Annotated in this window: 10 protein-coding genes and 1 pseudogene; 6 read left to right on the top strand and 5 right to left on the bottom strand. The window is 45.4% G+C overall.

Annotated elements, in window-relative coordinates; all coding sequences use genetic code 11:
- The first annotated feature begins 5 nt into the window (after positions 1-5).
- Genes BV11031_RS14835 through BV11031_RS14825 form a run of 3 tightly spaced genes read left to right on the top strand, consistent with a single transcriptional unit; the run spans position 6 to position 14,980 of the window.
- The gene (locus BV11031_RS14835; protein WP_129550783.1) at positions 6-7,556 is read left to right on the top strand and encodes a type I polyketide synthase; all 7,551 of its coding nucleotides are present in this window, start codon (positions 6-8) and stop codon (positions 7,554-7,556) included.
- 1 nt (position 7,557) lies between these two features.
- Positions 7,558-13,986, top strand: a complete 6,429-nt coding sequence (locus tag BV11031_RS14830; protein WP_129550782.1) for a type I polyketide synthase — start codon at positions 7,558-7,560, stop codon at positions 13,984-13,986.
- Complete coding sequence (locus BV11031_RS14825; protein WP_010329105.1) at positions 13,979-14,980, top strand: phosphotransferase enzyme family protein; 1,002 nt, start codon at positions 13,979-13,981, stop codon at positions 14,978-14,980. The genes BV11031_RS14830 and BV11031_RS14825 overlap by 8 nt, the downstream gene beginning before the upstream one ends.
- A gap of 98 nt (positions 14,981-15,078) precedes the next feature.
- Here the strand turns inward: BV11031_RS14825 and BV11031_RS14820 are convergent.
- The 4 genes from BV11031_RS14820 to putP form a co-directional block, all read right to left on the bottom strand.
- Positions 15,079-16,229 (bottom strand): IS3 family transposase gene (locus BV11031_RS14820; protein WP_128568204.1). Its coding sequence is split into 2 segments (ribosomal slippage): positions 15,079-15,956 and positions 15,956-16,229, totalling 1,152 coding nucleotides; the frame shifts between segments, so codons are not numbered across the junction.
- Between the two features lie 109 nt (positions 16,230-16,338).
- Positions 16,339-17,718 (bottom strand): alkaline phosphatase, encoded by a 1,380-nt coding sequence (locus tag BV11031_RS14815; RefSeq protein WP_026014469.1) that lies wholly within the window; start codon positions 17,716-17,718, stop codon positions 16,339-16,341.
- 112 nt (positions 17,719-17,830) lie between these two features.
- A complete protein-coding gene (locus BV11031_RS14805) occupies positions 17,831-18,529 on the bottom strand; it encodes an MgtC/SapB family protein (protein ID WP_082246316.1) in 699 nt (232 codons plus the stop codon).
- A gap of 105 nt (positions 18,530-18,634) precedes the next feature.
- Positions 18,635-20,113: a sodium/proline symporter PutP gene (putP, locus tag BV11031_RS14800; protein WP_010329111.1), complete on the bottom strand. Its 1,479-nt coding sequence runs from the start codon at positions 20,111-20,113 to the stop codon at positions 18,635-18,637.
- 396 nt (positions 20,114-20,509) lie between these two features.
- Here putP and gatC point away from each other — a divergent pair, with 396 nt between their 5' ends.
- The 3 genes from gatC to gatB are packed head-to-tail and all read left to right on the top strand — an operon-like array spanning position 20,510 to position 23,717.
- The gene (gene gatC / locus BV11031_RS14795) at positions 20,510-20,800 is read left to right on the top strand and encodes an Asp-tRNA(Asn)/Glu-tRNA(Gln) amidotransferase subunit GatC (protein ID WP_003219442.1); all 291 of its coding nucleotides are present in this window, start codon (positions 20,510-20,512) and stop codon (positions 20,798-20,800) included.
- A gap of 15 nt (positions 20,801-20,815) precedes the next feature.
- On the top strand, positions 20,816-22,273 hold the full coding sequence (gene gatA / locus BV11031_RS14790) for an Asp-tRNA(Asn)/Glu-tRNA(Gln) amidotransferase subunit GatA (RefSeq protein WP_010329113.1): 1,458 nt from the start codon (positions 20,816-20,818) through the stop codon (positions 22,271-22,273).
- A 13-nt stretch (positions 22,274-22,286) separates the two neighbouring features.
- Positions 22,287-23,717 (top strand): Asp-tRNA(Asn)/Glu-tRNA(Gln) amidotransferase subunit GatB, encoded by a 1,431-nt coding sequence (gene gatB, locus BV11031_RS14785; RefSeq protein WP_010329114.1) that lies wholly within the window; start codon positions 22,287-22,289, stop codon positions 23,715-23,717.
- Here gatB and BV11031_RS14780 read toward each other — a convergent pair.
- Positions 23,718-24,612: pseudogene (locus BV11031_RS14780) on the bottom strand (TetR/AcrR family transcriptional regulator). It abuts the gene before it with no gap.
- Between the last annotated feature and the right edge of the window lie 27 nt (positions 24,613-24,639).

Below are 24,639 nucleotides of genomic sequence, written 5' to 3'. Positions count from 1 at the left end.
TTTCCATGGCTGAGAAACAATGGACAGAAACAGGACTGGAAATAGCGGTAGTCGGTATGGCGGGCAAGTTTCCAGGCGCGGCAAACATTGATGAGTATTGGAACAACATTTCAAAAGGAATAGAATCGGTCACTCGATTTACCGATGAAGAACTAAAAGAAGCAGGAGTGGATGAGACGCTGCTTCGTCAAGAGGCATATGTAAAAGCGAAACCGATCATTGATGAGGTTTCTGACTTCGACGCGGAGTTTTTCGGCTATTCACCGAGAGAAGCTGCCTTGATGGATCCGCAAATCAGACTCATGCATGAATGTACCTGGGAAGCCTTAGAGCATGCGGGCTGTGACGCTGAACGGTTTAACGGGCTGATCGGGCTGTATGCTGGTGCTTCCAGCAATTTGTCCTGGATGGGCCGTCATATGTCTTCTCTTCATAAGAACGAAGACGCTTTTCAAATCATGCATTTAAATGATTCGTCGTTTGCGTCACGAATCGCTTATAAACTTAATTTGAAAGGGCCGAGTGTATCAGTTCAAACCGCTTGCTCGACTTCTCTTGTCGCGATACATATGGCGTGCCAGGGCTTGATTGGAGGAGAATGTGACCTAGCATTAGCGGGAGGTGTTACCCTGAGCCTGCCGCATATATCTGGGTACGTTTATCAGGAAGGAATGATCTATTCAGCAGATGGTCATTGCCGTCCGTTTGATGAAAAGGCGAATGGAACCATTTTTGGTGAAGGAGCCGGAGTGGTGGCGTTAAAGCGATTGAAAGACGCACAAGCTGACGGTGATGTGATTTATGCGGTCATCAAGGGCTCTGCAATTAATAATGATGGAAACAATAAGGCAGGGTATACGGCTCCTAGTGCTGAAGGCCAGGCGAATGTCATTGCCACAGCTATGGAGATGGCGGAAACGGAACCGGAAAGCATTGGTTATGTTGAGGCCCATGGGACAGGAACGCCTGTCGGAGATCCGATTGAAATTGAGGCGCTGACCCGTGCTTTCAATACAGATAAAAAAGCATATTGCCGAATTGGTTCTGTCAAAGCGAACATTGGGCATCTGGACGCTGCCTCCGGGGTAGCGGGATTAATAAAAACCGTTATGATGCTCCATCATAAAATGCTGCCGCCCGCTTTTCACTATCAAAAATCGAACCCGCGCATCAAGTTTAAGAACACGCCGTTTTTTGTCAATACAGAGCTGACTGAATGGGAATCTCTGCAAGGGCCGAGAAGAGCGGGTGTGAGCGCCTTTGGAATCGGCGGCGCTAATGCGCACGTTGTCCTTGAAGAAACTCCATCTCTTCCTGACGAAATGCCAGCCGGCGGTCCTGAGCTCGTTGTTCTTTCTGCGAGAACAAGACAGGAGCTTACCCGTTCAATGGATCAATTGGCTGATTTTCTTCGCCGGAACCCGGAAGCGCCGCTGTCAGCCATAGCTCGTACGTTACAGCTTGGCAGAAAGCAATTCCAGTACAGAATCTCCTTTGTTGCTTCACATCAAAAGGATCTGCTAGATCAGCTTGCTGATCATGGCCATAAAAAACAAATCACCGAATCGGCGGTTGTTCCAAGCAGCACCATGTTTGTATTTGCGGGAGACGTTCAAGAGGGCTTTAGCAGATATGCGCAGCTGTACCGCACGGAAAACATGTTCAAAAAAGAAGTCGATGCTTGCCTTGAAAAGGTGCAAAATGCTTTTCAGCAGGATGTACTCAGCTTCTTTAAAGCATGTATTTCTGCTCCAGAAACGTACCGGGAAGAGGGAAATCTGGGATTGATCCATGCGTTGTCGTTCAGCATGGAATACGCCGCAGTCCGTTTCTTACAGCACATCGGCATAACACCAGACCGCTTTATCGGGCGGGGATTCGGGGAGTTTACGGCGGCCTGTGCGGCAGGGATGTTTTCCTTTGAAGAAGGGGCCGCAGCCGCATATAAACGCGGAGAGTTAATCAGTATGTCGCCGGCAGGAAAAATGCTCGGTGTCAGCCTGTCAGAACCGGATATCGTTCAATACTTAGAAAAATCATTATCCCTTGCGCTGATTGATGAGCGGTATTGTGCCGTCTCCGGTTTGCCAGAGGATGTGTATCAGCTGAAGGCGCGGCTTGAACAAAAAGGGATTGCTGCTGAGTTATTTGATGGGGATATCGCGTATCAATCGGATCTGCTGGTCGACGCTGCGGAAGAATTCATGCACTTCCTTAGCACGCTGGACATGAAGTCACCAGACATTCCAGTCGTTTCATCTGTCACTGGAAAAGTGATAACAGATGACGAAGCAGCGGATGCCAGTTATTGGGCCGGCAAAATCTGCAAGCCGATACGATTTTTTGAACACATCTCGTCTTGTTTGCTGGAGGAACCTGCTATTTGCATAGACCTGCGTTTGACTCAGGGGGCATCAGTGTTTACAGAGCGCCAAGCAATTGGCATGACAGGTGATCTCGGCACACAAGGACACACAGACGTTTTAAAGTTACATATATACGGAGCGTTGTGGAGTCTCGGGGCTGAGGTTGATTTCAGCGACCTGCATGAATCTCAGCTTAATAAAAGGTTAGCTCTGCCGACTTATCCTTTTACAAAGCAGCATTTCCCGTTGCCTTACGGCTTAGCACTGGCTGAACTTGAAGAAGATGAGGCTTACCAGCCGGCAGAACTGTTTCGTGCAATGCCGTTATCTGCTATTGAAAAAACAATCAGAAAAATCGTCATGAAGCATTTTGGATTCAATGAGCTTGACAATGATGCGCCGTTTTTTGAGCTGGGAGCTACGTCGCTTGATATCTCTCAATTAGCGGCAAAATTAACAGATCAGTTGAATTGGAAGGTGGAACCAGTTCTGCTTTATCAATTTGCCGCAGTTCGCAGCCTGGCGAAGCACCTTCATCAACAGGTTCAAACGAAGGCCGGGCAGCCAGAAATGACGGATCATCAAAAGGTGTCGCAAAGCAGTCCGAACGGTCAGGGATCTGATATCGCGATTATCGGTATGGCAGGGCGTTTTCCGGGAGCCGGCAATTTGGATGAGTTTTGGAATAATCTCGTAAACGGCAAAGAATCTATCAGCTTCTTTACGGATGAAGAATTAAAAGCGTCAGGCATTGATGACCAGCTCTTGAAGCACCCCGATTTTGTAAAAGCGAAGGGGATCATCGAGGACGCTGATATGTTTGATGCGGATTTTTTCCAATATTCCTCAAGGGAAGCAGAATTGATGGATCCGCAATTCAGGCTTTTACATGAATGTGCCTGGGAGGCCTTAGAAGATGCGGGCTGCGACCCTGAGCGGACAACAGGGAAAATTGGCGTCTACTCTGGGACAAGTCCGAACCTCGAATGGATTACACGTTTCGCAGGGAAACTGGATGGGACTGAACAGTTCAGTTCCATGCTGTTAAATGATAGAGAATTTTTCAGTACCCAGCTTGCTTATAAATTAAACCTGCACGGGCCGAGCATCACAATGCAAACAGCCTGCTCCACTTCTTTAGTCAATATTGGAGCGGCATGTCAAGCGCTGCAAAACGGAGCATGTGACGCGGCGCTTGCGGGAGGCGTAACTGTCAGCACCCCTTTACGGTCAGGCTATGTTTATCAGGATGGCATGATTCAATCACCTGATGGGCATTGCCGTCCTTTTGATGAGAATGCAGGCGGCACAGTTTTTGGCGATGGCGCGGGGATTGTCGTTTTAAAAAGATATGAGGACGCCGTTAAAGAAGGGCATACCATTTATGGGGTCATAAAAGGGGTCGGAATGAATAATGACGGAAACCGAAAAGTCGGTTTTACCGCCCCGAGCGTAGAAGGCCAGGCCGAAGTGCTAAAGAATGCATACGAGAATGCAGGGATTGACCCGAATACAGTAGGGTATATCGAAGCTCACGGAACCGGTACAAAAATGGGTGATCCAATCGAAATGGAAGCGCTGAGCCAGGTTTTTAAAAGTGACAGGCCAATGTCAATTCCAATCGGGTCAGTGAAAAGCAATGTCGGACATTTAAACAGCGCTGCCGGCATTGCAGGACTCTTTAAGACCGTTTTATCGCTAAAACATAAAACCATTTTGCCAAGCTTGAACTATAAGACATCTAATCCGCATATTCATTTTGATCAAACCCCATTTTATGTTAATACCGAGGCGGCATACTGGAAGGAATCCGCTGATCCAAGGCGGGCGGGTGTCAGCTCCTTCGGAATTGGCGGCACAAATGCGCACATTGTACTGGAAGAAGAGCCGGAGTCAGGCAGAGAAGCTTCCGAGAGCCAACGGCATTTGCTAGTTCTATCAGCAAAAACAGACACAGCCTTAGAGCAGATGACAAATCGATTGAAGGAATTTCTTCGTATGCATCCAAACGTTCCGTTAGAGGATGTGGCATACACCTTGCAAGTCGGCAGAAAACAATTCTCATATCGAAAAGCGGTCGTGCTGTCAAAATTAACGGAATGGGAAAGCGGTGCAGAGCTCACAGCCTATCAAAGACACAGCGGTCGTCCGACTGCCTTTATGTTCTCCGGCCAAGGCTCTCAGTATATTGATATGATGAAAGATTTATATGAAGCTGAACCTGTATTTCAGAAAGAAGCGGACCGCTGTTTTGCCTTCGCACAGCAGTCACATCAAATTGATTTGAAGGCGGTCGTCTTCCCAGATTCAAATGATGGGGCGAAGCTGACGGAGACCGCTGTTGTGCAGCCGCTGCTGTTCATCTTTGAATACGCGCTCGCAAAGCTGCTGCAAAGTGCAGGCATCTCACCGGATTATATGATTGGACACAGCATTGGTGAATACACTGCTGCATGTTTGTCAGGCGTGTTTTCATTAGACACGGCTTTAACGCTCGTCATAGAGCGGGGAAGGCTGATGCAGCAGCTGGAATCTGGAGCAATGATGAGTGTTCAGCTATCAGAGGAAGAGCTGCAGCCGCTGCTTACGAACAGTCTGTCGCTTGCGGCTGTCAATGCTCATGACTTATGCGTAGTATCAGGAAAAAGCGAAGACATTGAGACGTTTGCGGTTCTTCTTGAAGAAAAGGGCATTGCCGGCCGCCAGCTGCATACTTCTCACGCTTTTCATTCTTATATGATGGAACCCATTCTTGAGGAATTTGCCGCGATTGTAAAGCAACAGGATATGAGCGCCCCTCGGATTCCATTTGTTTCGAATGTAACGGGAACATGGATAACACCGGAACAAGCAGCAGACCCGGCTTATTGGTCTCAGCACTTAAGAGGCACAGTCCGCTTCCATGAAGGATTAGAACAGATTTTGAGTGATGATAACGTTCTGTTAATAGAAGTCGGACCGGGCAGCACATTAAGCACATTTGCCAGAAGGAACAAGAAGAGATCTAGCCAGCATGACATCGTCAATCTCGTCAGACATGTTCAAGAACCAGCGCATGATCATTCCTATTTCTTGAAGAAATTAGGCCAGCTTTGGGTCTGCGGATGTGAGATTGACTGGAGGCAGTATGGCGGTAATAAGCCTAAGCGTCTGATATCGCTTCCGTCTTATCCTTTTGAGAAAAAACGCTATTGGGTAGAAGCGGCTGACAATCCAGCTGCTTTCACCGCAGTTGATGAATGGAATAAAAAGAAACCGATGGATCAATGGTTCTATCTTCCGTCATGGGAAAGAAAGATCAAGTCCGCTGACAGCCGAAAAAAAGAGCAGCCAGCTGAAAGCGGAAAAACACTGGTTTTCCATGAAGGAACAGCCTTTGGAGATCGGCTGGTGCAAACCATACGCCGCCGAGGACATGAGACTGTAATTGTCACGAGAGACCGGCAATTCAAAAAAGTAAACAGCGGATTGTATGTCATCAATCCGGCTGATGGGACACATTATGAGCGTTTATTTTCTTCACTTGCTTCAGATGGGCTTCTTCCAAACTGTATGATGCATCTGTGGAGCGTTTCGGAGCAAGGGGAATCCTTCAAAACGTTCAGCACGTACAGTGAAAACGGCTATTATAGTTTGATTTTTACTGCACAGGCGGCATCTAATCAAAAACAAATGAACGAATGTAACATGTTTGTACTGTCAAGCGGGATTCATGAGGTGACTGGAGAAGAACAAATCAATGCTGAAAAAGCGACGATTTTGGGGCCGTTGAAAGTTATCCCGCAAGAATATAACCATTTGAAATGCTGGAACATCGACATTCCTCCTTTATCGGATACATTGACATGGAAAGAAGAGGAGTTGATTGACCAAATCCTGACGGAAACTGATGCTGCGGGCGAGGGTCAAATGATCGCATACCGAAACCGCCGCCGATGGGTGCAGATGTATCAGCCTGTTCAGTTAAATAAAGCGTCCGGATTGCCGAATATGATCCGCCCGAAAGGTGTTTATCTTATTACGGGAGGGCTTGGCGGAATCGGTTTTGTATTATCAAAGCTGCTTGCGCAAGAAGGAAACGTCCGTCTGATTCTGACGGGAAGAAGTGAACTTCCGCAGCGCAGCCAGTGGGAAAGCTGGTGCGAGAAACATGAGGAAGATGATCCGATTACCGTGAAAATTATGAAAATAAAAGAATTGGAACGGTTAGGCGCAAAGGTGACAGCTCTTCAGGCAGATGCGGGAAGCCTGTCGGATATGCAGGCTGTTATGAGAAAGGTTCATACTGAGTTTGGCCAGCTGAACGGCGTCTTTCACGCTGCAGGTCTTCCGGGAAGTTCGTCTTTCAGGGCGATTACAGATATACCTGCAACGATTGAAGGCGGAGAAGACCAGTTCCAGTCTAAAGTCAGAGGATTGAAAGTGCTTGAATCTCTATTAGAAAACGAAAATATAGATTTTTGTTTCTTATTTTCATCGATTAGTGCTTTGCTTGGAGGTCTTGGTTTCTCAGCTTACTCTGCAGCGAATATTTATATGGATGCTTTTGCGGCGAGGGTGAATCAGCGCAGCAAGACTCCTTGGGTTTGCGTGAACTGGGATGCATGGAACTTCTGGGGCCAGCTTGAATCTACTATCGGAGAATCTATTGCTGAACTTGCCATTTTGCCTGAAGAAGGAGCAGCTCTTTTTCAATATGTGCTGTCAGATATCAACAATCGCCATTTATTAGTGTCAACAGGTGATTTGGGACACAGAATGAAGCAATGGATATCCATGAATGCCGATAGCATAGCGAAAGAGGAGAAGAAGACGGCCGCCTTACACACCCGACCCGAATTGAATAATCCGTATGTCGCTCCCCGCAACAAAACAGAAGAGGTCATATGCGGCATTTGGCAAGATTTCATGGGTCTGGAGCAAGTCGGCATACATGATAACTTTTTTGATTTGGGAGCCAGCTCTTTAGACATTGTACAGGTGACAAACCGTTTAAATAAAGAATTGGGAACCAACGAGGCTGTGGTGACTTTATTCACATACCCGTCTGTAGCTGCTTTAGCGCAATTTATCAATCCTGATCAAGAGGAAAGTGAAGAGGATAAAGAAGAAATGGCAGCTGTATCCAAGGGACGGAGAAAAACGCGGATACGCAATCAGCGAGATAAAAGATTGAGAGGCGGCGAATAGAATGAGTAATTCTCATTATGCGAATCATGGAGCGGAAATTGCGGTAATCGGTATGGCAGGCCGATTTCCGGGAGCAAAAAACGTGCAGGAGTTTTGGAGCAATTTAAAAAATGCGAAAGAGACAATTTCTTTTTTCACTGATGAGGAGCTGAAAGAAGAGGGTGTTAATGAAGAGCTGCTGAATGATCCGCGATTTGTAAAAGCAAAAGGAATTGTGGAGGATGTAGATCTGTTTGACGCCGGCTTCTTTGATTATACGCCGAAGGAAGCTGCCATGATGGATCCGCAGTTCCGTATCTTTCATGAATGCGTGTGGACCGCCTTGGAAGACGCCGGCTACGATCCTTTCACTTATAAAGGGCAGATCGGCCTTTATACCGGAGCGGGCCTCAATGCAGAGTGGGTGCTGAGGGCTCTTCAGGGGGCAAAGTCTGGAGAAGACTCAAAGACGCTGGAAACAGCTGTTTTGAATATGAGAGATTACATGGCAACACTTATTTCTTATAAGCTTAACCTGAAAGGGCCGAGCATGATGGTGCAGACTGCTTGCTCAACCTCGATGGTTTCTATTCACCTTGCTGCTCAGGCTTTGTTAAATGGGGACTGCCATATGGCGGTTGCAGGCGGAGTCTCTATCCGCCTCCCGCAAAAATCCGGGTATCTCTATCAAGAAGGTATGATCCATTCTCCAGACGGGCATTGCCGCGTCTTTGATGATGAGGCGGCAGGCACAGTATTTGGAGACGGGGCAGGAGCGGTCATTTTAAAAACGCTTGAAGATGCTGAAGCAGACGGAGATCATATTTATGCTGTAATAAAAGGCACTGCGATCAATAATGACGGCAGCAGAAAGGTTGGATATACAGCGCCGAGCACCAAAGGCCAGGTAACAGCGGTCAAAACAGCCCTGCACATGGCCGAGGTGGAGCCTGAAACCATTACCTATGTCGAGGCTCACGGCACAGGGACGACACTCGGTGATCCGATAGAAATTGAAGCATTAAAACAAGCTTACCAAACGGACCGTCGCGGCTACTGCAGAATTGGTTCTGTCAAATCCAACATCGGTCATTTAAATGATGCGTCTGGTGTAGCTGGATTTATGAAAGCAGTTCTAAGCTTAAAGTATAAAGTGATTCCGCCGACTCTGAATTTCGAAAAGCCAAACGCCAAAATCGATTTTGAGCAATCACCATTTGTCGTCAATACGAAACTCACCCCTTGGGAAGAAAATGAGTTCCCGCGCAGAGCGGGTGTTAGCTCATTTGGCATTGGGGGAACAAATGCCCATGTCATTTTAGAGGAAGCGCCTGCACAGCAAAAGGCAGCGGAAAGACATGATGCTGAACTCTTATTGCTGTCAGCCAAAACACCGGCCGCTTTAAACAGCATGACAGACCGGCTGTCAAATTATTTGGTGAAAAATCCGCAGGCCAATTTGGCAGATGCGGCATATACCCTCAAAGTAGGGCGTCATTCGTTTCCTTATAAAAAAGCGATTGTGGCAGCGGATGTGCCTGAGCTTCTTCAGGCTATTCATGAAAATGACTATGAGTCTGTTAAAACCGGCAGCTCTCAATCTGCAAGCCGGCCCGTTGTCTTTCTTTTTCCGGGACAGGGGGCGCAGTATGTTGATATGGCTAAAGGGCTTTACGATACTGTATCGATTTTTAAGGAAGAGCTCGATGCCTGTTTTGACATATTAAAAAATCATATGGACACAGATCCGAGCACGGTGCTTTTCTCTGACAATAATCAGCATGATGCAAAATTGATTAACCAAACTGAATATACGCAGCCTCTGCTGTTCTGTATCGAATATGCACTTGCAAAAATGCTGATCCATTGGGGGATTAAGCCGAAAGCAATGGCGGGACACAGCATCGGTGAGTATACGGCTGCAGCCATTTCGGGTGTGCTCTCATTAGAAGATGCTCTTGACATCATCAGCTATCGAGGGGCAGCACTCCAAAATCTGCCGTCCGGTTCTATGCTTAGCGTTTCCTTAAGTGAAGCAGACATCAAACCGTATACAGACGGAACCATTTCAATCGCTGCTGTGAATGCATCGGATTCATGTGTTGTATCAGGAGAATCAAGTGTGATTGATGCATTGGAAAGGAAGCTGAACGCTGAAGGACACAGCTGCAGAAAGCTTCATACATCACATGCCTTCCATTCGTATATGATGGAACCGGTTTTAGAAAGCATGAAACAAAAGCTCTCAGCCTATCAATTTAAAAAACAAAAAATCCCGTTTGTCTCAAATGTAACCGGAGACTGGATCACTGATGAGGAAGCTGGAGATCCGTCATATTGGGCTGATCATTTGCGGGGAACCGTTAGATTTATGAACTGCGCAAAACGCTTAAAAGAAGAGCTGGATCCAATTTTTATAGAGGTCGGCCCTGGAAATGCGCTGCGTTCGTTTGTCAGCAAATTGTATCAGGCAGAGGACAAGCAGCACATTGCAATCCAGCTGATGAGGCATCCAAAGGAGGCAGCTTCTGATTACCGTTACTTGCTGAGCAGACTGGGTGAGATGTGGCTGCACGGGGTGCCGGTCGATTGGACAGCTTTTTATGATCAGGAGCAATGCCAGCTTATTCCGCTTCCAACATATCCTTTTGAAAGAGAAAGATACTGGATTGGCCGGACAAAAGAACAGGCGGGAACACCGGTGGAAGAAAATTTTCAGCTTTTGGTGCCTGAGCAAGCAAATGACGGGAAGACAGCGGATACAGAATCAGATGTTCAATTTAATGAGACAGAGGCGGTCTTGGCTGCTATGTGGAAGGACATTCTCGGAGTCAAACGTGTCACATTAGATACCCATTTCTTTGAAACAGGCGGCCATTCATTGAACGCCGCTGGTCTGATTTCCCGCATTCACAAGGAATTTGGAGCGGAGCTTACGCTAAGCGATGTGTTCCAGCACCCGACAATCCGTGGGCTTGCCGCACTTATTGAGCGCGCTGACCGAAACCAATATACATCCATTCAGCCTTCAGAGAAAAAAGACGTATACAGGCTGTCAGCAGCACAGCGGAGAACGTATTTGATTCATCAGAGAATCGGGCAAGTCACCACATATAACATGCCGATGGCTCTTTTATGCTTCGGGAAAATTGATGCCGCCCGCTTTGAGGACACATTCAAAAAGCTGATCGAAAGGCATGAAACACTGCGTACAACGTTTGAAATTAAGGATGGAGAACCTGTGCAGCGAATCCATCAGAACTTTGAATTTTCGATTGAACAAACCGAAGCGAAAATGGATGAGCTTGATGACGAAATCAGTTCATTTATACGGCCGTTTGATCTTAAAGTTTCTCCATTAATTCGGGTGAAATTCGTCAAAATCGAGGAAGAAAAACATGCGTTGCTTGTTGATATGCATAATATTGTGGCGGACGGCGCCTCGATGAATATTTTTATAAAAGAATTTACCCAATTATATAGAGGGGAACAGCTCCCGGAAAACATCATTCAGTATAAAGATTATGCGGAGTGGCAGCAGACATTTTTTAATAGTGACATGTTTCAACGCCAAAAAGAGTATTGGCTGAAGCAGCTTGAGGGTGAAGTGCCTGTGCTGAATATGCCTCTTGATTATGAACGAAAAGAACAAAGCTTTCTAGGCAGGGCAATTAAGTTTACAATCCCGCCGCGCGTTTTAGAAAAGCTTGAGAAAATCGGAGAGGCGCAGCAGCTGACCAACAATGTCATGCTGTTTCAGCTCTATGCCATGCTTTTGTCCAGCTATACAAAACAGCAGGAGCTGATGATTGGGTCATTGGTGGCAGGCAGGCGTCATGCGGATATTGAGAATACGATCGGCATGTTTACAAACTTTTTGCCGATCAAAATTCATTTGAATCCTGAAGAATCGTTTGCCGGCAACCTTCATCACACAAAACAAACGTTGCTTGAAGCTTATGACCACCAGGATTATCCGTACGATCAAATGGCAGAAGCCCTGCAGCCGGTGATCAAGCCGAACCGCAACCCTTTCTTTGATACCATGCTGATCTATCATAATGAGTATGACCCGAATATAAAAATAGAGGCTGGCGGATTAACATTTGAAACATACGAATTCGCAAAGGGCATTTCAAAGCTTGATATGAAAATGGACGTCGTGAAGGAAGTGACGGGAGAGCTTAAATGTGTGCTTCAATACAACCGGTCGCTTTTCACTCATGAATCCATGCAGGCATTTGTTTCTCATTTTATCTCTCTTGCTGAAAAAGCTGCAGAAGAGCCTGAAAAACGCATAAAGGACATTCCGGTGCTGAGCCAAAAAGAGCAGGAAGAGGCCGAACGGAAAAGGGAGAGAGAGTCAAACCGAGTCATCTCGTGCCCATTAACCATTTGTTCCAATTTTACGGCTGATCCGATTGTGCCTTACCTAAAATGGTGGGGCGAACAGTTTGATATCAATCTAGATATAAAGCTGTCTCCTTACGGTCAGGTGTTTCAAGAATTGCTTAATGAAGAAAGCTTGCTGTCACGGCAAAAAAATGGTGCCAATCTGCTGTTGATTCGCCTTGAGGATATGGCAGGGGATTCTGGTCTTTCTTTGGAAGAAAGAATGGCTCACGTTCAATATAATTCAGATGAACTGCTCTCCATCATGAAACAAAAGAAAAAGGAAGTGCCTTACTTCATAGGATTGCTTCCGCTGGAAAATGTGAAAGAGCAGGAGCTCCGGGACATCCTTGTGCAATCCCAGCAGAATTGGATCGCGCAGCTTGCTGGAGAAACGGATGTACATTTGATTGATCTCCGCCAGCTGCGCCAAACATACCAGCTTGATGCCATATTTGACCCGCAAAGTGAAAGAGCGGCAAGAATACCGTTCACTGAAGAATTTTATGCGGCAATGGGAACACGCGTGGCACGTGAGTTTACGGCATGGCTCAAACCGCCATTTAAAGCGGCCGCCATCGATTGTGACGGCACTTTATGGAGCGGCACCGTGTCTGAAGCTGGAGCGGAAGGGGTCATGATTACTCCTGCCCACCGAGCGCTGCAGCAATTTTTAAAGAGAAAACAAGAAGAGGGTCTGCTTCTTGTGCTTTCAAGCAGAAATAATGAAGAAGACGTCTGGAATGTGTTTGAACGTCATCCAGATATGATTTTGAAGAAAGAGGACTTTGTCCTGTCACGCATTAATTGGGATGAGAAAGCCAGAAACATGAAAGAAATGGCTGATGAGCTGAACATTTCAGTGGATCGGTTCATATTCTTAGATGATGATCCGGCTCAATGCCTGGAAATGAACGAACGCCTGCCAGAGGTTCTGACCTTGCTTCTGCCGTCTGATCCAGATTCTATTCCGATGTTCTTAGAACATGTCTGGGCATTTGATAGATTCAGAGTGACAGAAGCTGATCAAAAGCGCACGGAACGATATTTGGCAGCACAAGAAAGAAAAATAGAGCTGAATACGTCCCGTTCGCTTGAAGAATTTCTTTCCGGCTTACACCTGCGTATCGCCTTGACTGAGATGACAGAAGAGCATTTGCCGCGAGTTGCTCAAATGAGTGCGAGAATCAATCAGTTCAATATGAATCCATCAGTCTATCGTGAAGAGCAGCTTGCCCAGCGGCTCAATACGGACGGCCATATCGGCTGGATCGTTGAAGCAGCGGACAGATTCAGTGATGAAGGCATCGTTGGTGCAATCATGGGGATTCGAACAGAAGATTCATTAAAGCTAGATACTTTTCTGCTCAGCTGCCGCGCACTAGGCAAAGGAATTGAACATAAAGTGCTGTCAGGCCTTGCTTCATATGCACGGGATAAACAGCTTGCGACGTTGTCCTTGGAGTTTAAGGATTCAGGCAGAAACCGCGCCTTTTCTGAGTTTTTTGCTGCACATCGTTTTGAGGAAGCAGCGGGTCCGTTAAAAACAGTTTGTCAAATCTCTGTGCATGATGTTGAGGATCGAAGCGGGCATATTGAATGGGTATCATCTGTGCAACCTGCATCGGACAAAACGGAGAGAGCGGCTGCCAATGAAGTATTGCCGGAAGCTTTGATTGAAAACACAAACACTCAGTGGGAAGTGCTGCATGCTGAGAAAACCTTGCATTCTCCATATTTAATCGCCTTAGATAAAAACCGACCAGAGCATTTGCGGTCTATATTAATAAAGGAACATTTAGAAGCCGGAGCAGAAGAAGACGTGCCGGAGACAGAACAGCAAAAAATTCTCTCAGATATTTGGAGGGAAATTCTCCACTTGGATTATGTAGGAATTGACAACGATTTCTTTGATTTGGGAGGAAATTCGCTGCTCGCTGTCAAAATGGAAGTAGAGATGGAAAAGAAAGGCTGGTATGTTGATGATTTGAATTTTGTGAAAAAACACACGATAAGAGAATTATCTAAATATATGAAGAGGGAGAATCAGCATGCATAAAGATATTAAAGCAATATTTGATGAAGAAAAGGTTTTGGCAGAAGCTTCTATTATATATGGATTTACTAGAGATCAAGTGCAGTTTTTGGCGGATGCGGAAAACTATGTGTATGAGTTTGCTAAAGACAATGAATCTTATATTTTAAAGATTACACACACGATTCGACGGTCGCCGGATTATATTATGGGGGAGATGGAATGGCTCCATCATCTTGCTGAAGGCGGGCTTTCAGTCGCCAAACCGATCCCGTCATTAAACGGTAAGGATGTTGAGGAAGTGCCGGACGGAAACGGCGGAGCATTTTTATTGAGAGTGTATGAAAAGGCGCCAGGTCATAAAGTAGACGAATCTGAGTGGAACGAAACCCTATTTTTCGAGCTTGGCAGATATACAGGGAAGATGCATAGCCTGACAAAAAGCTATAAACTGAGCAATCCAAGATTTAAAAGGCAAGAGTGGGATGAAGAAGAGCAGTTGAAGCTCAGAAAATATGTCCCTGAAGATCAGACAAAGGTTTTTCAGCAGGCAGACGATTTAATGAATGAGTTGCGGCAACTGCCAAAAAACCGTGACAGCTATGGGCTTGTTCACGCAGATCTTCATCATGGTAATTTTAACTGGGACCATGGGAAGATCACTACATTTGATTTTGATGATATCGGGTACAACTGGTTTGTGAATGATATCAGCATTCTCCTCTACAATGTATTATGGTATCCAGTCGTCCCATATGAAAATAAAGCAGCCTTTACAGAAGAATTTATGACGCACTTTATGAAAGGGTACAGGGAAGAAAATGAAATTGCCGCCGAATGGCTCAAGAAAATTCCGGATTTCCTCCGCCTGCGTCATATGCTGATTTATGGATTGCTCCACCAAATGTTTGACCTTGATTCAATAGGAGAAGAAGAAAAAGAAATGCTGAAGGGATTCAAAAACGATATCGAAAATCAAACGCCGATAACCGAATTTGACTTTTCGAAGTTAGCTTAAGGAATTTGCGTTGATCCCTTTTGAGACGTTGCTCCTTATTAAAAAACTCCGGCTGTGGGGACTGACCCCCGTTTTTAAGACAGGGATCAAAACACCTTTTAAACAGCCAATTGCCGATAGTTTATCGGTGATTGGTTGTTTAGTTTCGTTTGAATACGAATATTGTTATAATAATGAATGTATTCTATGACAGTGCGTTCTACGATGGCGGTCGTGGTTCGATCAATGCTGTTAAGATAGAACGTTTCAGACTTTAGTGAGGAATGAAACGATTCGATGGAGGCATTATCAGCGGGCGTCCCTTTGCGGGACATGCTCATGGTAATGCCTTTTGTTTTAACAGCTTTCTGATACTCGTAAGATGTATACACAGATCCTTGGTCACTATGTAACACGCAGTTCTCAGGCAGTGTTGGCAGTTGATCAAGTGTGTGTAAGACAAAGTCTGTGTCCTGCTTATCTCCAATCGTAAAAGCAATCACTTCTCCATTGTATACATCCAATATACTGGAAAGGTACAATTGCTTCTGTCCATAAGGCAAATACGTGATGTCCGTTACTAGTTTTTCAAGAGGATGATCAGACTGAAAGTTCCGATCTAATATATTATCGACCACGGCATATGGCTGCCCATTCTTCTTGCGCTTTTTCACCTTAACCCGGCACTGCCACTGATTTTTCTGCATAATACGCTGAACCGTTTTATGGTTAATACACATTCCCTTTTTTAATATGGCTGTGATTTTTCGATATCCATATCGATACTTGTGCTCTCGGCACAACGTGCCGATTTGTTTTTCCAAATGGCGTTTGGGATGATCCTTCATCAGATTCTTCTTCCAACGATAATAAGACGCCCGAGAGATACCTAAATGAATACAGATATCCTGCACGGTCATTGTGCTGTGCAATATTTCTACAAGTTCGACTGACGTTTTGCTATCAACTTCCTTTCCAATTCGTTGTACTTTTTTAAAACTTCATTCTGTTGTCTCAGGTAACGATTCTCTGCCTGCAGTTTCTCTAATTCGGAAGAATACTCCGGACCTTTTCCATAAGTGTATTGCTTACCAACAGGCTGTTCAAATCGATGTGTATCACCAGCCTTATACCATCTGACCCATGTCTTAATCTGCGTATTATTTTTGATATTCAACTCCTGCATGATCTCTTTCATAGGTACGCCTGCCAATCTCATTTCTACAGCCTTCTGTTTCACTTCAAGCGGATAACTCACTCTTGTCCCCATAGAAAAAACACCTCCAAGTCTAATTTCGGATAACAATCATCCGTTTTCAAACTTGAAGGTGTTTTTATTTGTCTCATCTTATGGGGTCAGTCCCGTGAGCCGGAGTTTTTTATTTTTGTTCTAAAATTGCAAAAATGTTTTTTGCCTGCTGCGTATTGTCGATGAGCCCCTTCCATTTTTCCTTTCCCGGACCGTAAGCATATACCGGTACGTCTTTGCCAGTGTGGGCTAACGTCGTCCAGCCTGAAAAAGACCGTTTATCAAAAATCAATTGAATGCTTTTTTGGACTGCAGCAGTATTTGATTGTGAGACTGCGTTTTTCACCTGATTGATCTCATTTTCCGTTAGCTTCATATTAATATAAGTGCTGAGCACCTTTTCGGCATCTTGGCCTTCAGCGATCTTCTCTGCCATATAGCCCGGCGTTTTTTTAGCGGCGATGATTGGGGAAGGATCCCATTTATAGCCGGTCTCACGCGTCATTCCCTCTGCGCCGTAAGAGAATCCGCCTGTAGAGTGGTCAGCTGTAATAATAACCAGCGTTTCTTTATCTTTTTTCGCAAAATCCAGAGCAGCTTGAACACCTTTCTCGAAATCTTCCATTTCACTTAAAGCGCCCACCACGTCATTTTCATGGGCTGCATTGTCAATATTGCTTCCTTCCAGAAGCATAAAAAAACCGTTTTCGTTCTTCTGTAACTGGGTGAGTGCAGCTTCTGTCATGTCTTTTAGAGAAGGTGTACTATTCTCTCTGTCAATCGCTTTATCTAATTCAACTTCTCCAAACAGTCCGAGCAACTTATCGTGCTGATTTTTTTTCAGGTCTTGCTTTGTGGTCACATAATGATAGCCGTCTTTTTGAAATTCTTCAGCAAGATTTCGGTCATTGCGAATGAAATATTTCGCTCCGCCTCCGAGTAAAACATCAACCTTATGAGAACCATTAATCCGTTCATCATAGAATTGGTCGGCAATATCAGTGTAGTTTTTCCGTGAGACGTTATGTACGCCGAAAGCTGCGGGAGTGGCGTCGGTTAAGTCCGAAGTCACGACGAAGCCGACAGACATCTTTTTCTCTTTGGCAGCTTCTGTTACGCTTTTGAGCTGCTGATGTTTGTTGTCAACAGCAATTGCATCATTATATGTTTTCGTTCCGGTTGCCATGGCGGTTGCGGCAGCCGAAGAGTCAGTAATATTGTCTCTGGGATCGTTAGGATGTGTCATCTGCATGCCTGTTAAATAAGGGTCCCATGCTGTTTGGGCGGGAGTATTCAGCTTTTCGCTTTTTAATGTCCTATAGCTGTTAATCATCGGCATACCCATTCCGTCTCCGATGATTAAAATTATATTTTTAGGGTTCTTGCCGCTGCTCTTGGATGATTGAGAATGAAGAGGGGATATGAATTCTGTTATGGCAAAAATACTTAAGAAAGCAGTCAAAATGAGGGTGACAGTTACTGTAAACCGGGTTTTGGTAATGAGGAACATCTCCTTTTATTATATTTATTTACTAATATGTATTTTATTTGAAATTAAAAGAGACTTCAATGTTTTTTTCGATGACAGCGAAAAGCCAATGGGATTCATGTCCCATTGGCTTTTATAATGTATCACATTTTACCCCGACTACGCCTTCAATGTTTTTAATGTCGTAGTAGACGTCGGTCGTGTACCTGTTTTTATGGACGCGGACCTTCACTTCCATAATCGGAAATTCCTTTTCGCCCAGGTCGTCGATCCGGACGGAATGTGTTTTGATATCTTTTCTTTTCATTTCTTTTAAAATCTCTGTCATTTTGTCTTTATCCGAAAGCGACATTCTGATGCGGATGTCTTTTTCCTGAAGGCGATCCGGTCCGATTTTTCTAACCGCCCATGGCAAAAATTCAACGCTGATCAGGATGAACAGAAGACTGGCAAAGGCTTCTTTATAAAACCCCGCTCCGGTTGCGAGCCCAAGCCCCGCCGCTCCCCAGATCATAGCCGATGTTGTCAGGCCGGATATGACGTCGTTGCTTTTCCGCAAGATGACGCCGGCTCCGATAAATCCGACGCCTGAGATGATTTGTGCCGGCAGACGCAGCGGGTCCATCATGATGCGGTAGTATTTAGGGAAATGATATGCCGCATTAATACTGACGATCGTCAGCATGCATGAGCTGACGGCGATAACGATACAGGTTTTTAATCCGAGCGGCTTATTTTTTAATTCGCGCTCAAGCCCGATGACCATGCCAATCAATGTGGCAATGCCCAATTTTAATAAAATATCCGGATCAATATACCAGCTCAACAGCAACTTCCCCCTTCTCTAAGGTGTTTTTAAATAAATATGATTTTCTCACAGTATTTATAGCAAAACAAGAGCACAAAAGCCACCAAGCGGCGCTTGATGGCTTATTGCTTACTTTTTGCGTTTTAACAGCTTTTCCATGACGCCGAATAATCGGTAAGAAGCTTTTGCAGGTCGTTTCGTGATCAAGCTTCCGATAATACCCGCGATCATACTCAGGAAAAAGCCCGGAATCATTTCATAGAGGCCTGTAGAGTCAGCTAAACCAGTTGTAATCCAAATTAATACTGTCGCAGCTCCGACAACCATGGCTGATAGGGCGCCCCATTCAGTCATCCGTTTCCAATACAGGCTCAGAAGAATCGCAGGCCCGAAAGCAGAACCGAATCCGGCCCACGCATAACCAACCAAATCTAAAATCGTGCTGCTCGGATTCAAGGACATCAGAATCGCGATGACCGCGATAATGAGCACTGACAGCCGGCCAGTCATGACTAGTTCTTTATCTGATGCTTCACGTCTGAAAAATGTCCGGTATAAATCCTCTGTCATAGCACTCGCTGTGACCAGAAGCTGAGAAGAGATCGAACTCATAATCGCTGCTAAAATAGCAGACAGCAAAAATCCCGTAATCAAGGGATGGAACAATATTTTAGAAAAAATAATGAAAATCGTTTCAGGATCGCTTACAACAACTCCGAATTTATGTGCGTAAGCCACACCGACCAAACCCGTTACAGTTGAACCGAGGATAGAGATTACCATCCAGCTCATCCCGATTCTGCGCGCGGGTTTTAAATCTTTGATATGCTTAATCGCCATAAAACGGATGATGATATGAGGCTGGCCATAGTAGCCTAAGCCCCAAGCCAAATAAGAAATAATGCTAATGACGCTCGCGCCTTTAAAAATATCCAATAGCTTCGGGTCCACGGCTGAAATCTCATGTAAAGCGGGAGAGACGCCGCCCAGTTGGGTAAAAGCAACGATCGGCACAAGCACTAATGCTGCAAACATGATCGCACCCTGTACAAAGTCAGTCAGACTGACAGCAAGGAAACCGCCAAACAGTGTGTATAACACGACAACGCCCGCAGTCAGCAGGAGTCCAAGTGTATAATCGGCTCCAAAAGCAGATTCAAATAATCTTCCGCCTGATACCATACCAGAAGACGTATACAAAGTGAAAAAGATCATAATGATCAAAGCTGATACAATTTTCAGCACGGATGATGAATGCTGGAATCGTTTATCAAAGAAATCGGGAATCGTAATCGCGTCATCCGCCGCTTCTGTATACGCTCTAAGGCGCGGAGCCAAAAGAAGATAATTCGAATACGCGCCGATTGTTAATCCGAGTGCAAGCCATAATGTCGACAAGCCTGTGGCAAACATGGCCCCCGGAATTCCCATCAGCATCCATCCGCTCATATCCGCCGCTCCGGCAGACAAAGCAGTGACAAACGGTCCGAGACCTCTTCCTCCAAGCATGTAATCGTTGATATCAGTTGTTTTCTTAAACGAGTACCAGCCGATTAACAGCATGGCAGTAAAGTAAATTCCTAACGATATAATAATTTCAATACTCACGTTTTACCCTCTCTTCAATTCTATAAATGTGACATCACCTCTCCAATTGATGGTGCCAGTTAAGCCTGGCCCAAGTGTCACCTGTTTGGTGCACTTGTTAACTTAACCTAACAAAGTATTCCCAGTCATTCAAGCGATGAAACTTGGAAAAACAGTGGGAAATACAGTTGTAAACCTAGAGTGGATTAAGAAATAAACCGCTTTCATGAATGGATAAAAGTAAAAATATTCTGAAAAATATTTTGTTTCTCCTTTGTCTCTTTTTAGTATAAAATATATAGGGTATTGTCTCGAAAACCCAAGCCTGTTCCATGGCGTTTTGTTGCTTTGAAGGGCTTGTTTTTGATATGATCAGTATTATATGACTTAACGGAGAAATATGTGGAGGTGGATCAGATGTCACGAATTTCAATAGAAGAAGTAAAGCACGTTGCGCACCTTGCGAGACTTGCGATTACTGAAGAAGAAGCAAAAATGTTCACTGAACAGCTTGACAGCATCATTTCATTTGCCGAGGAGCTTAATGAGGTCAATACAGACAATGTAGAGCCTACAACTCACGTGCTGAAAATGAAAAATGTCATGAGAGAAGATGAAGCGGGTAAAGGTCTTCCGGTTGAGGACGTCATGAAAAATGCGCCTGACCATAAAGACGGTTATATTCGTGTGCCATCAATTCTGGACTAAAGGAGGGACACAAGAATGTCATTATTTGATCACAAAATCACAGAATTAAAACAGCTCATACATAAAAAAGAGATTAAGATTTCTGATCTTGTTGACGAATCTTATAAACGCATCCAAGCGGTTGATGATAAGGTACAAGCCTTTTTGGCATTAGATGAAGAAAGAGCGCGCGCGTACGCGAAGGAGCTTGATGAGGCGGTTGACGGCCGTTCAGAGCACGGTCTTCTTTTTGGTATGCCGATCGGCGTAAAAGATAATATCGTAACAAAAGGGCTGCGCACAACATGCTCGAGCAAAATTCTCGAAAACTTTGATCCGATTTACGATGCTACTGTTGTTCAGCGCCTTCAAGATGCTGAAGCAGTCACAATCGGAAAATTGAACATGGACGAATTCGCCATGGGCTCATCTACCGAAAACTCAGCTTACAAGCTGACGAAAAACCCTTGGAACTTGGATACAGTTCCCGGCGGTTCAAGCGGCGGTTCAGCGGCTGCGGTTGCTGCGGGAGAAGTTCCGTTTTCTCTTGGATCTGACACAGGCGGTTCCATCCGTCAGCCTGCATCGTTCTGCGGCGTTGTCGGATTAAAGCCTACATACGGCCGCGTGTCCCGTTACGGGCTGGTCGCATTCGCGTCTTCATTAGACCAAATCGGGCCGATTACCCGTACGGTTGAGGACAACGCATTTTTGCTTCAAGCGATTTCCGGCGCCGACAAAATGGACTCAACGAGCGCAAATGTGGACGTGCCTGATTTTCTTTCTTCATTAACTGGCGACATCAAAGGACTGAAAATCGCGGTTCCGAAAGAATACCTTGGTGAAGGTGTCGGCAAAGAAGCGAGAGAATCTGTGCTTGCCGCGCTGAAGGTTCTCGAAGGCCTCGGTGCTACATGGGAAGAAGTGTCTCTTCCGCACAGTAAATACGCGCTGGCGACATATTACCTGCTGTCATCATCTGAAGCGTCAGCCAACCTTGCACGCTTTGACGGCATCCGCTACGGCTACCGCACAGACAACGCGGACAATCTGATCGACCTTTACAAGCAAACGCGCGCTGAAGGTTTCGGAAATGAAGTCAAACGCCGCATTATGCTCGGAACGTTCGCTTTAAGCTCAGGATACTATGATGCGTACTACAAAAAGGCGCAAAAAGTGCGTACGTTGATCAAGAAAGACTTCGAAGACGTATTTGATAAATATGACGTCATTGTCGGACCGACGACTCCGACACCTGCGTTTAAAATCGGTGAAAACACGAAAGATCCGCTCACAATGTACGCAAACGATATCTTAACGATTCCAGTCAACCTTGCCGGCGTACCGGGAATCAGCGTGCCATGCGGATTAGCAGGCGGACTTCCGCTCGGCCTGCAAATCATCGGAAAACACTTTGACGAAAGCACTGTATACCGCGTTGCTCATGCATTTGAACAAGCGACAGACCATCATAAAGCAAAACCTGAACTGTAAGGGGTGAAAAGAATTGAACTTTGAAACGGTAATCGGACTTGAAGTCCATGTTGAGTTAAAAACAAAATCAAAAATTTTCTCAAGCTCTCCAACGCCATTCGGCGCGGAGGCGAACACGCAGACAAGCGTCATTGACCTCGGATACCCGGGCGTCCTGCCTGTTCTGAACAAAGAAGCCGTTGAATTCGCAATGAAAGCCGCTATGGCGCTTAACTGTGAGGTCGCAACGGATACGAAGTTTGACCGCAAAAACTATTTCTATCCGGACAACCCGAAAGCGTATCAGATTTCTCAATTTGATAAGCCAATCGGCGAAAACGGCTGGATCGAAATTGAAGTCGGCGGAAAAACAAAACGCATTGGCATCACTCGCCTTCACCTTGAAGAAGATGCCGGAAAACTCACACATACAGGCGACGGCTATTCTCTCGTTGACTACAACCGCCAGGGAACGCCGCTAGTTGAGATCGTATCAGAGCCGGATATCCGCACGCCGGAAGAAGCGTACGCGTATCTTGAAAAGCTGAAGTCCATCATCCAATACACAGGTGTTTCTGACTGTAAAATGGAAGAAGGTTCGCTTCGCTGTGACGCCAATATCTCTCTTCGTCCGATCGGCCGAGAGGAATTCGGCACAAAAACAGAATTGAAAAACTTGAACTCCTTTGCGTTTGTTCAAAAAGGCCTTGAGCATGAAGAAAAACGCCAGGAGCAGGTTCTTCTCTCCGGCGGTGTCATTCAGCAGGAAACACGCCGTTACGACGAAGCAACGAAGAAAACCATTCTCATGCGTGTCAAAGAGGGATCTGACGACTACCGTTACTTCCCAGAGCCAGACCTTGTCGAGCTCTACATTGATGAAGAATGGAAGGAACGCGTGAAAGCAAGCATTCCTGAACTTCCGGATGAGCGCCGCAAGCGTTACATCGATGAGCTTGGTTTGCCTGCGTATGACGCGATGGTTCTGACGCTGACGAAAGAAATGGCTGATTTCTTTGAAGAAACCGTTCAAAAAGGCGCTGAAGCCAAACAAGCGTCTAACTGGCTGATGGGTGAAGTATCAGCTTATCTGAACGCTGAGCAAAAAGAGCTTGCTGATGTGGCGCTGACACCTGAAGGCCTTGCCGGCATGATCAAATTGATTGAAAAAGGAACCATTTCTTCTAAGATCGCGAAGAAAGTGTTTAAAGAATTGATTGAAAAAGGCGGCGACGCTGAGAAGATTGTCAAAGAGAAAGGCCTCGTTCAGATTTCTGACGAAGGCGTGCTTCTGAAGCTTGTCACAGAGGCGCTTGACAACAATCCTCAATCAATCGAAGACTTTAAAAACGGGAAAGACCGTGCGATCGGTTTCCTTGTCGGACAGATTATGAAAGCGTCCAAAGGACAAGCCAACCCGCCGATGGTTAACAAAATCCTGCTTGAAGAAATTAAAAAACGCTAATTAAAAAGCAGCCCGCCTCTTTAGAGAGGGGGCTGCTTTTTTATGTTCAAATCGAGATGAAGACAGAGATCAGAGCCCGAAGCTTTTCAACTTCTTTGTCGGTGGTTCCGGTTAAATTGGACAGCATGCCTTTCATAATCGGCTTGCGCGGTTTATCCTGAGACAATTCTTCCGCGATGACATCAAGCGACACGGCGATATCCTCGGGCAGTGTGCTGTTTTCTTTCACTTTCCGAATGTCCTCAAGCAGCTGTTCTTTGCCGGCCGGCATCAATCTGAAAATGTCTTTTGGCACAATCGGATTGAGGGTTGAATGGATTAGTCCTTGTACAAGGTCATCTAGTCTTTCGATCAAAAAGGCTGAGATTTCTTCCGCATCGATGCTTAGCTCTCCGTTAAAGACCATGACATTCATATAGGAATGCACAATGCCTCTTGCCATGATGGAGAGGTCCGCGATGTACCGCTCGATCCCTTTGCCATAGGATGCCAGCAAGGCGCTCCGGTACAGTTTATCCGTCTCCGCGGTTACTTTGTAAAAGTACTGCTTGATTTGTTGATTTTCCGGAATGATATTTTCAGTAAGCAAAAGAACGATAAAATCTTTATGATCGCGGAAATCTTCAAATTGGGCGCCGATTTGCTTTTTCAGCACTTCCTTAGGCGGTTTTTCGGCGAGATCCTCTTCTATATTTTTCATTTTTTTCATAGACATGCCGATATAATATTCACAGGCGGATAACAGCAGCGCTTCTTTTGATTTGAAGTGCAAATAAAAAGCGCCTTTAGAGATGCCGCATTCACTGGCGATTTCCTGGATCGTCGTAGAGGCGAATCCTTTTTTCGCAAACAAATGAATGCTGGTTTTTATGATTTTCTCTTTTTTTTCATTCATGACGTGCTTCCCCTTAATCCTTGAAAA

The sequence above is a fragment of the Bacillus vallismortis genome (genome assembly GCF_004116955.1).
GTDB lineage: Bacteria > Bacillota > Bacilli > Bacillales > Bacillaceae > Bacillus > Bacillus vallismortis.
The sequence above is the reverse complement of the archived record's forward strand: the minus strand, read 5'-3'. Positions and strand labels throughout refer to the sequence as shown.

Excerpts from the sequence above, each read along its gene's own strand:
- BV11031_RS14835 (WP_129550783.1), top strand. The coding sequence starts at position 6 with ATGGCTGAGAAACAATGGACAGAAACAGGACTGGAAATAGCGGTAGTC.
- BV11031_RS14830 (WP_129550782.1), top strand. The coding sequence starts at position 7,558 with ATGAGTAATTCTCATTATGCGAATCATGGAGCGGAAATTGCGGTAATC.
- BV11031_RS14825 (WP_010329105.1), top strand. The coding sequence starts at position 13,979 with ATGCATAAAGATATTAAAGCAATATTTGATGAAGAAAAGGTTTTGGCA.
- BV11031_RS14815 (WP_026014469.1), bottom strand. The coding sequence starts at position 17,718 with ATGTTCCTCATTACCAAAACCCGGTTTACAGTAACTGTCACCCTCATT.
- gatC (WP_003219442.1), top strand. The coding sequence starts at position 20,510 with ATGTCACGAATTTCAATAGAAGAAGTAAAGCACGTTGCGCACCTTGCG.
- gatA (WP_010329113.1), top strand. The coding sequence starts at position 20,816 with ATGTCATTATTTGATCACAAAATCACAGAATTAAAACAGCTCATACAT.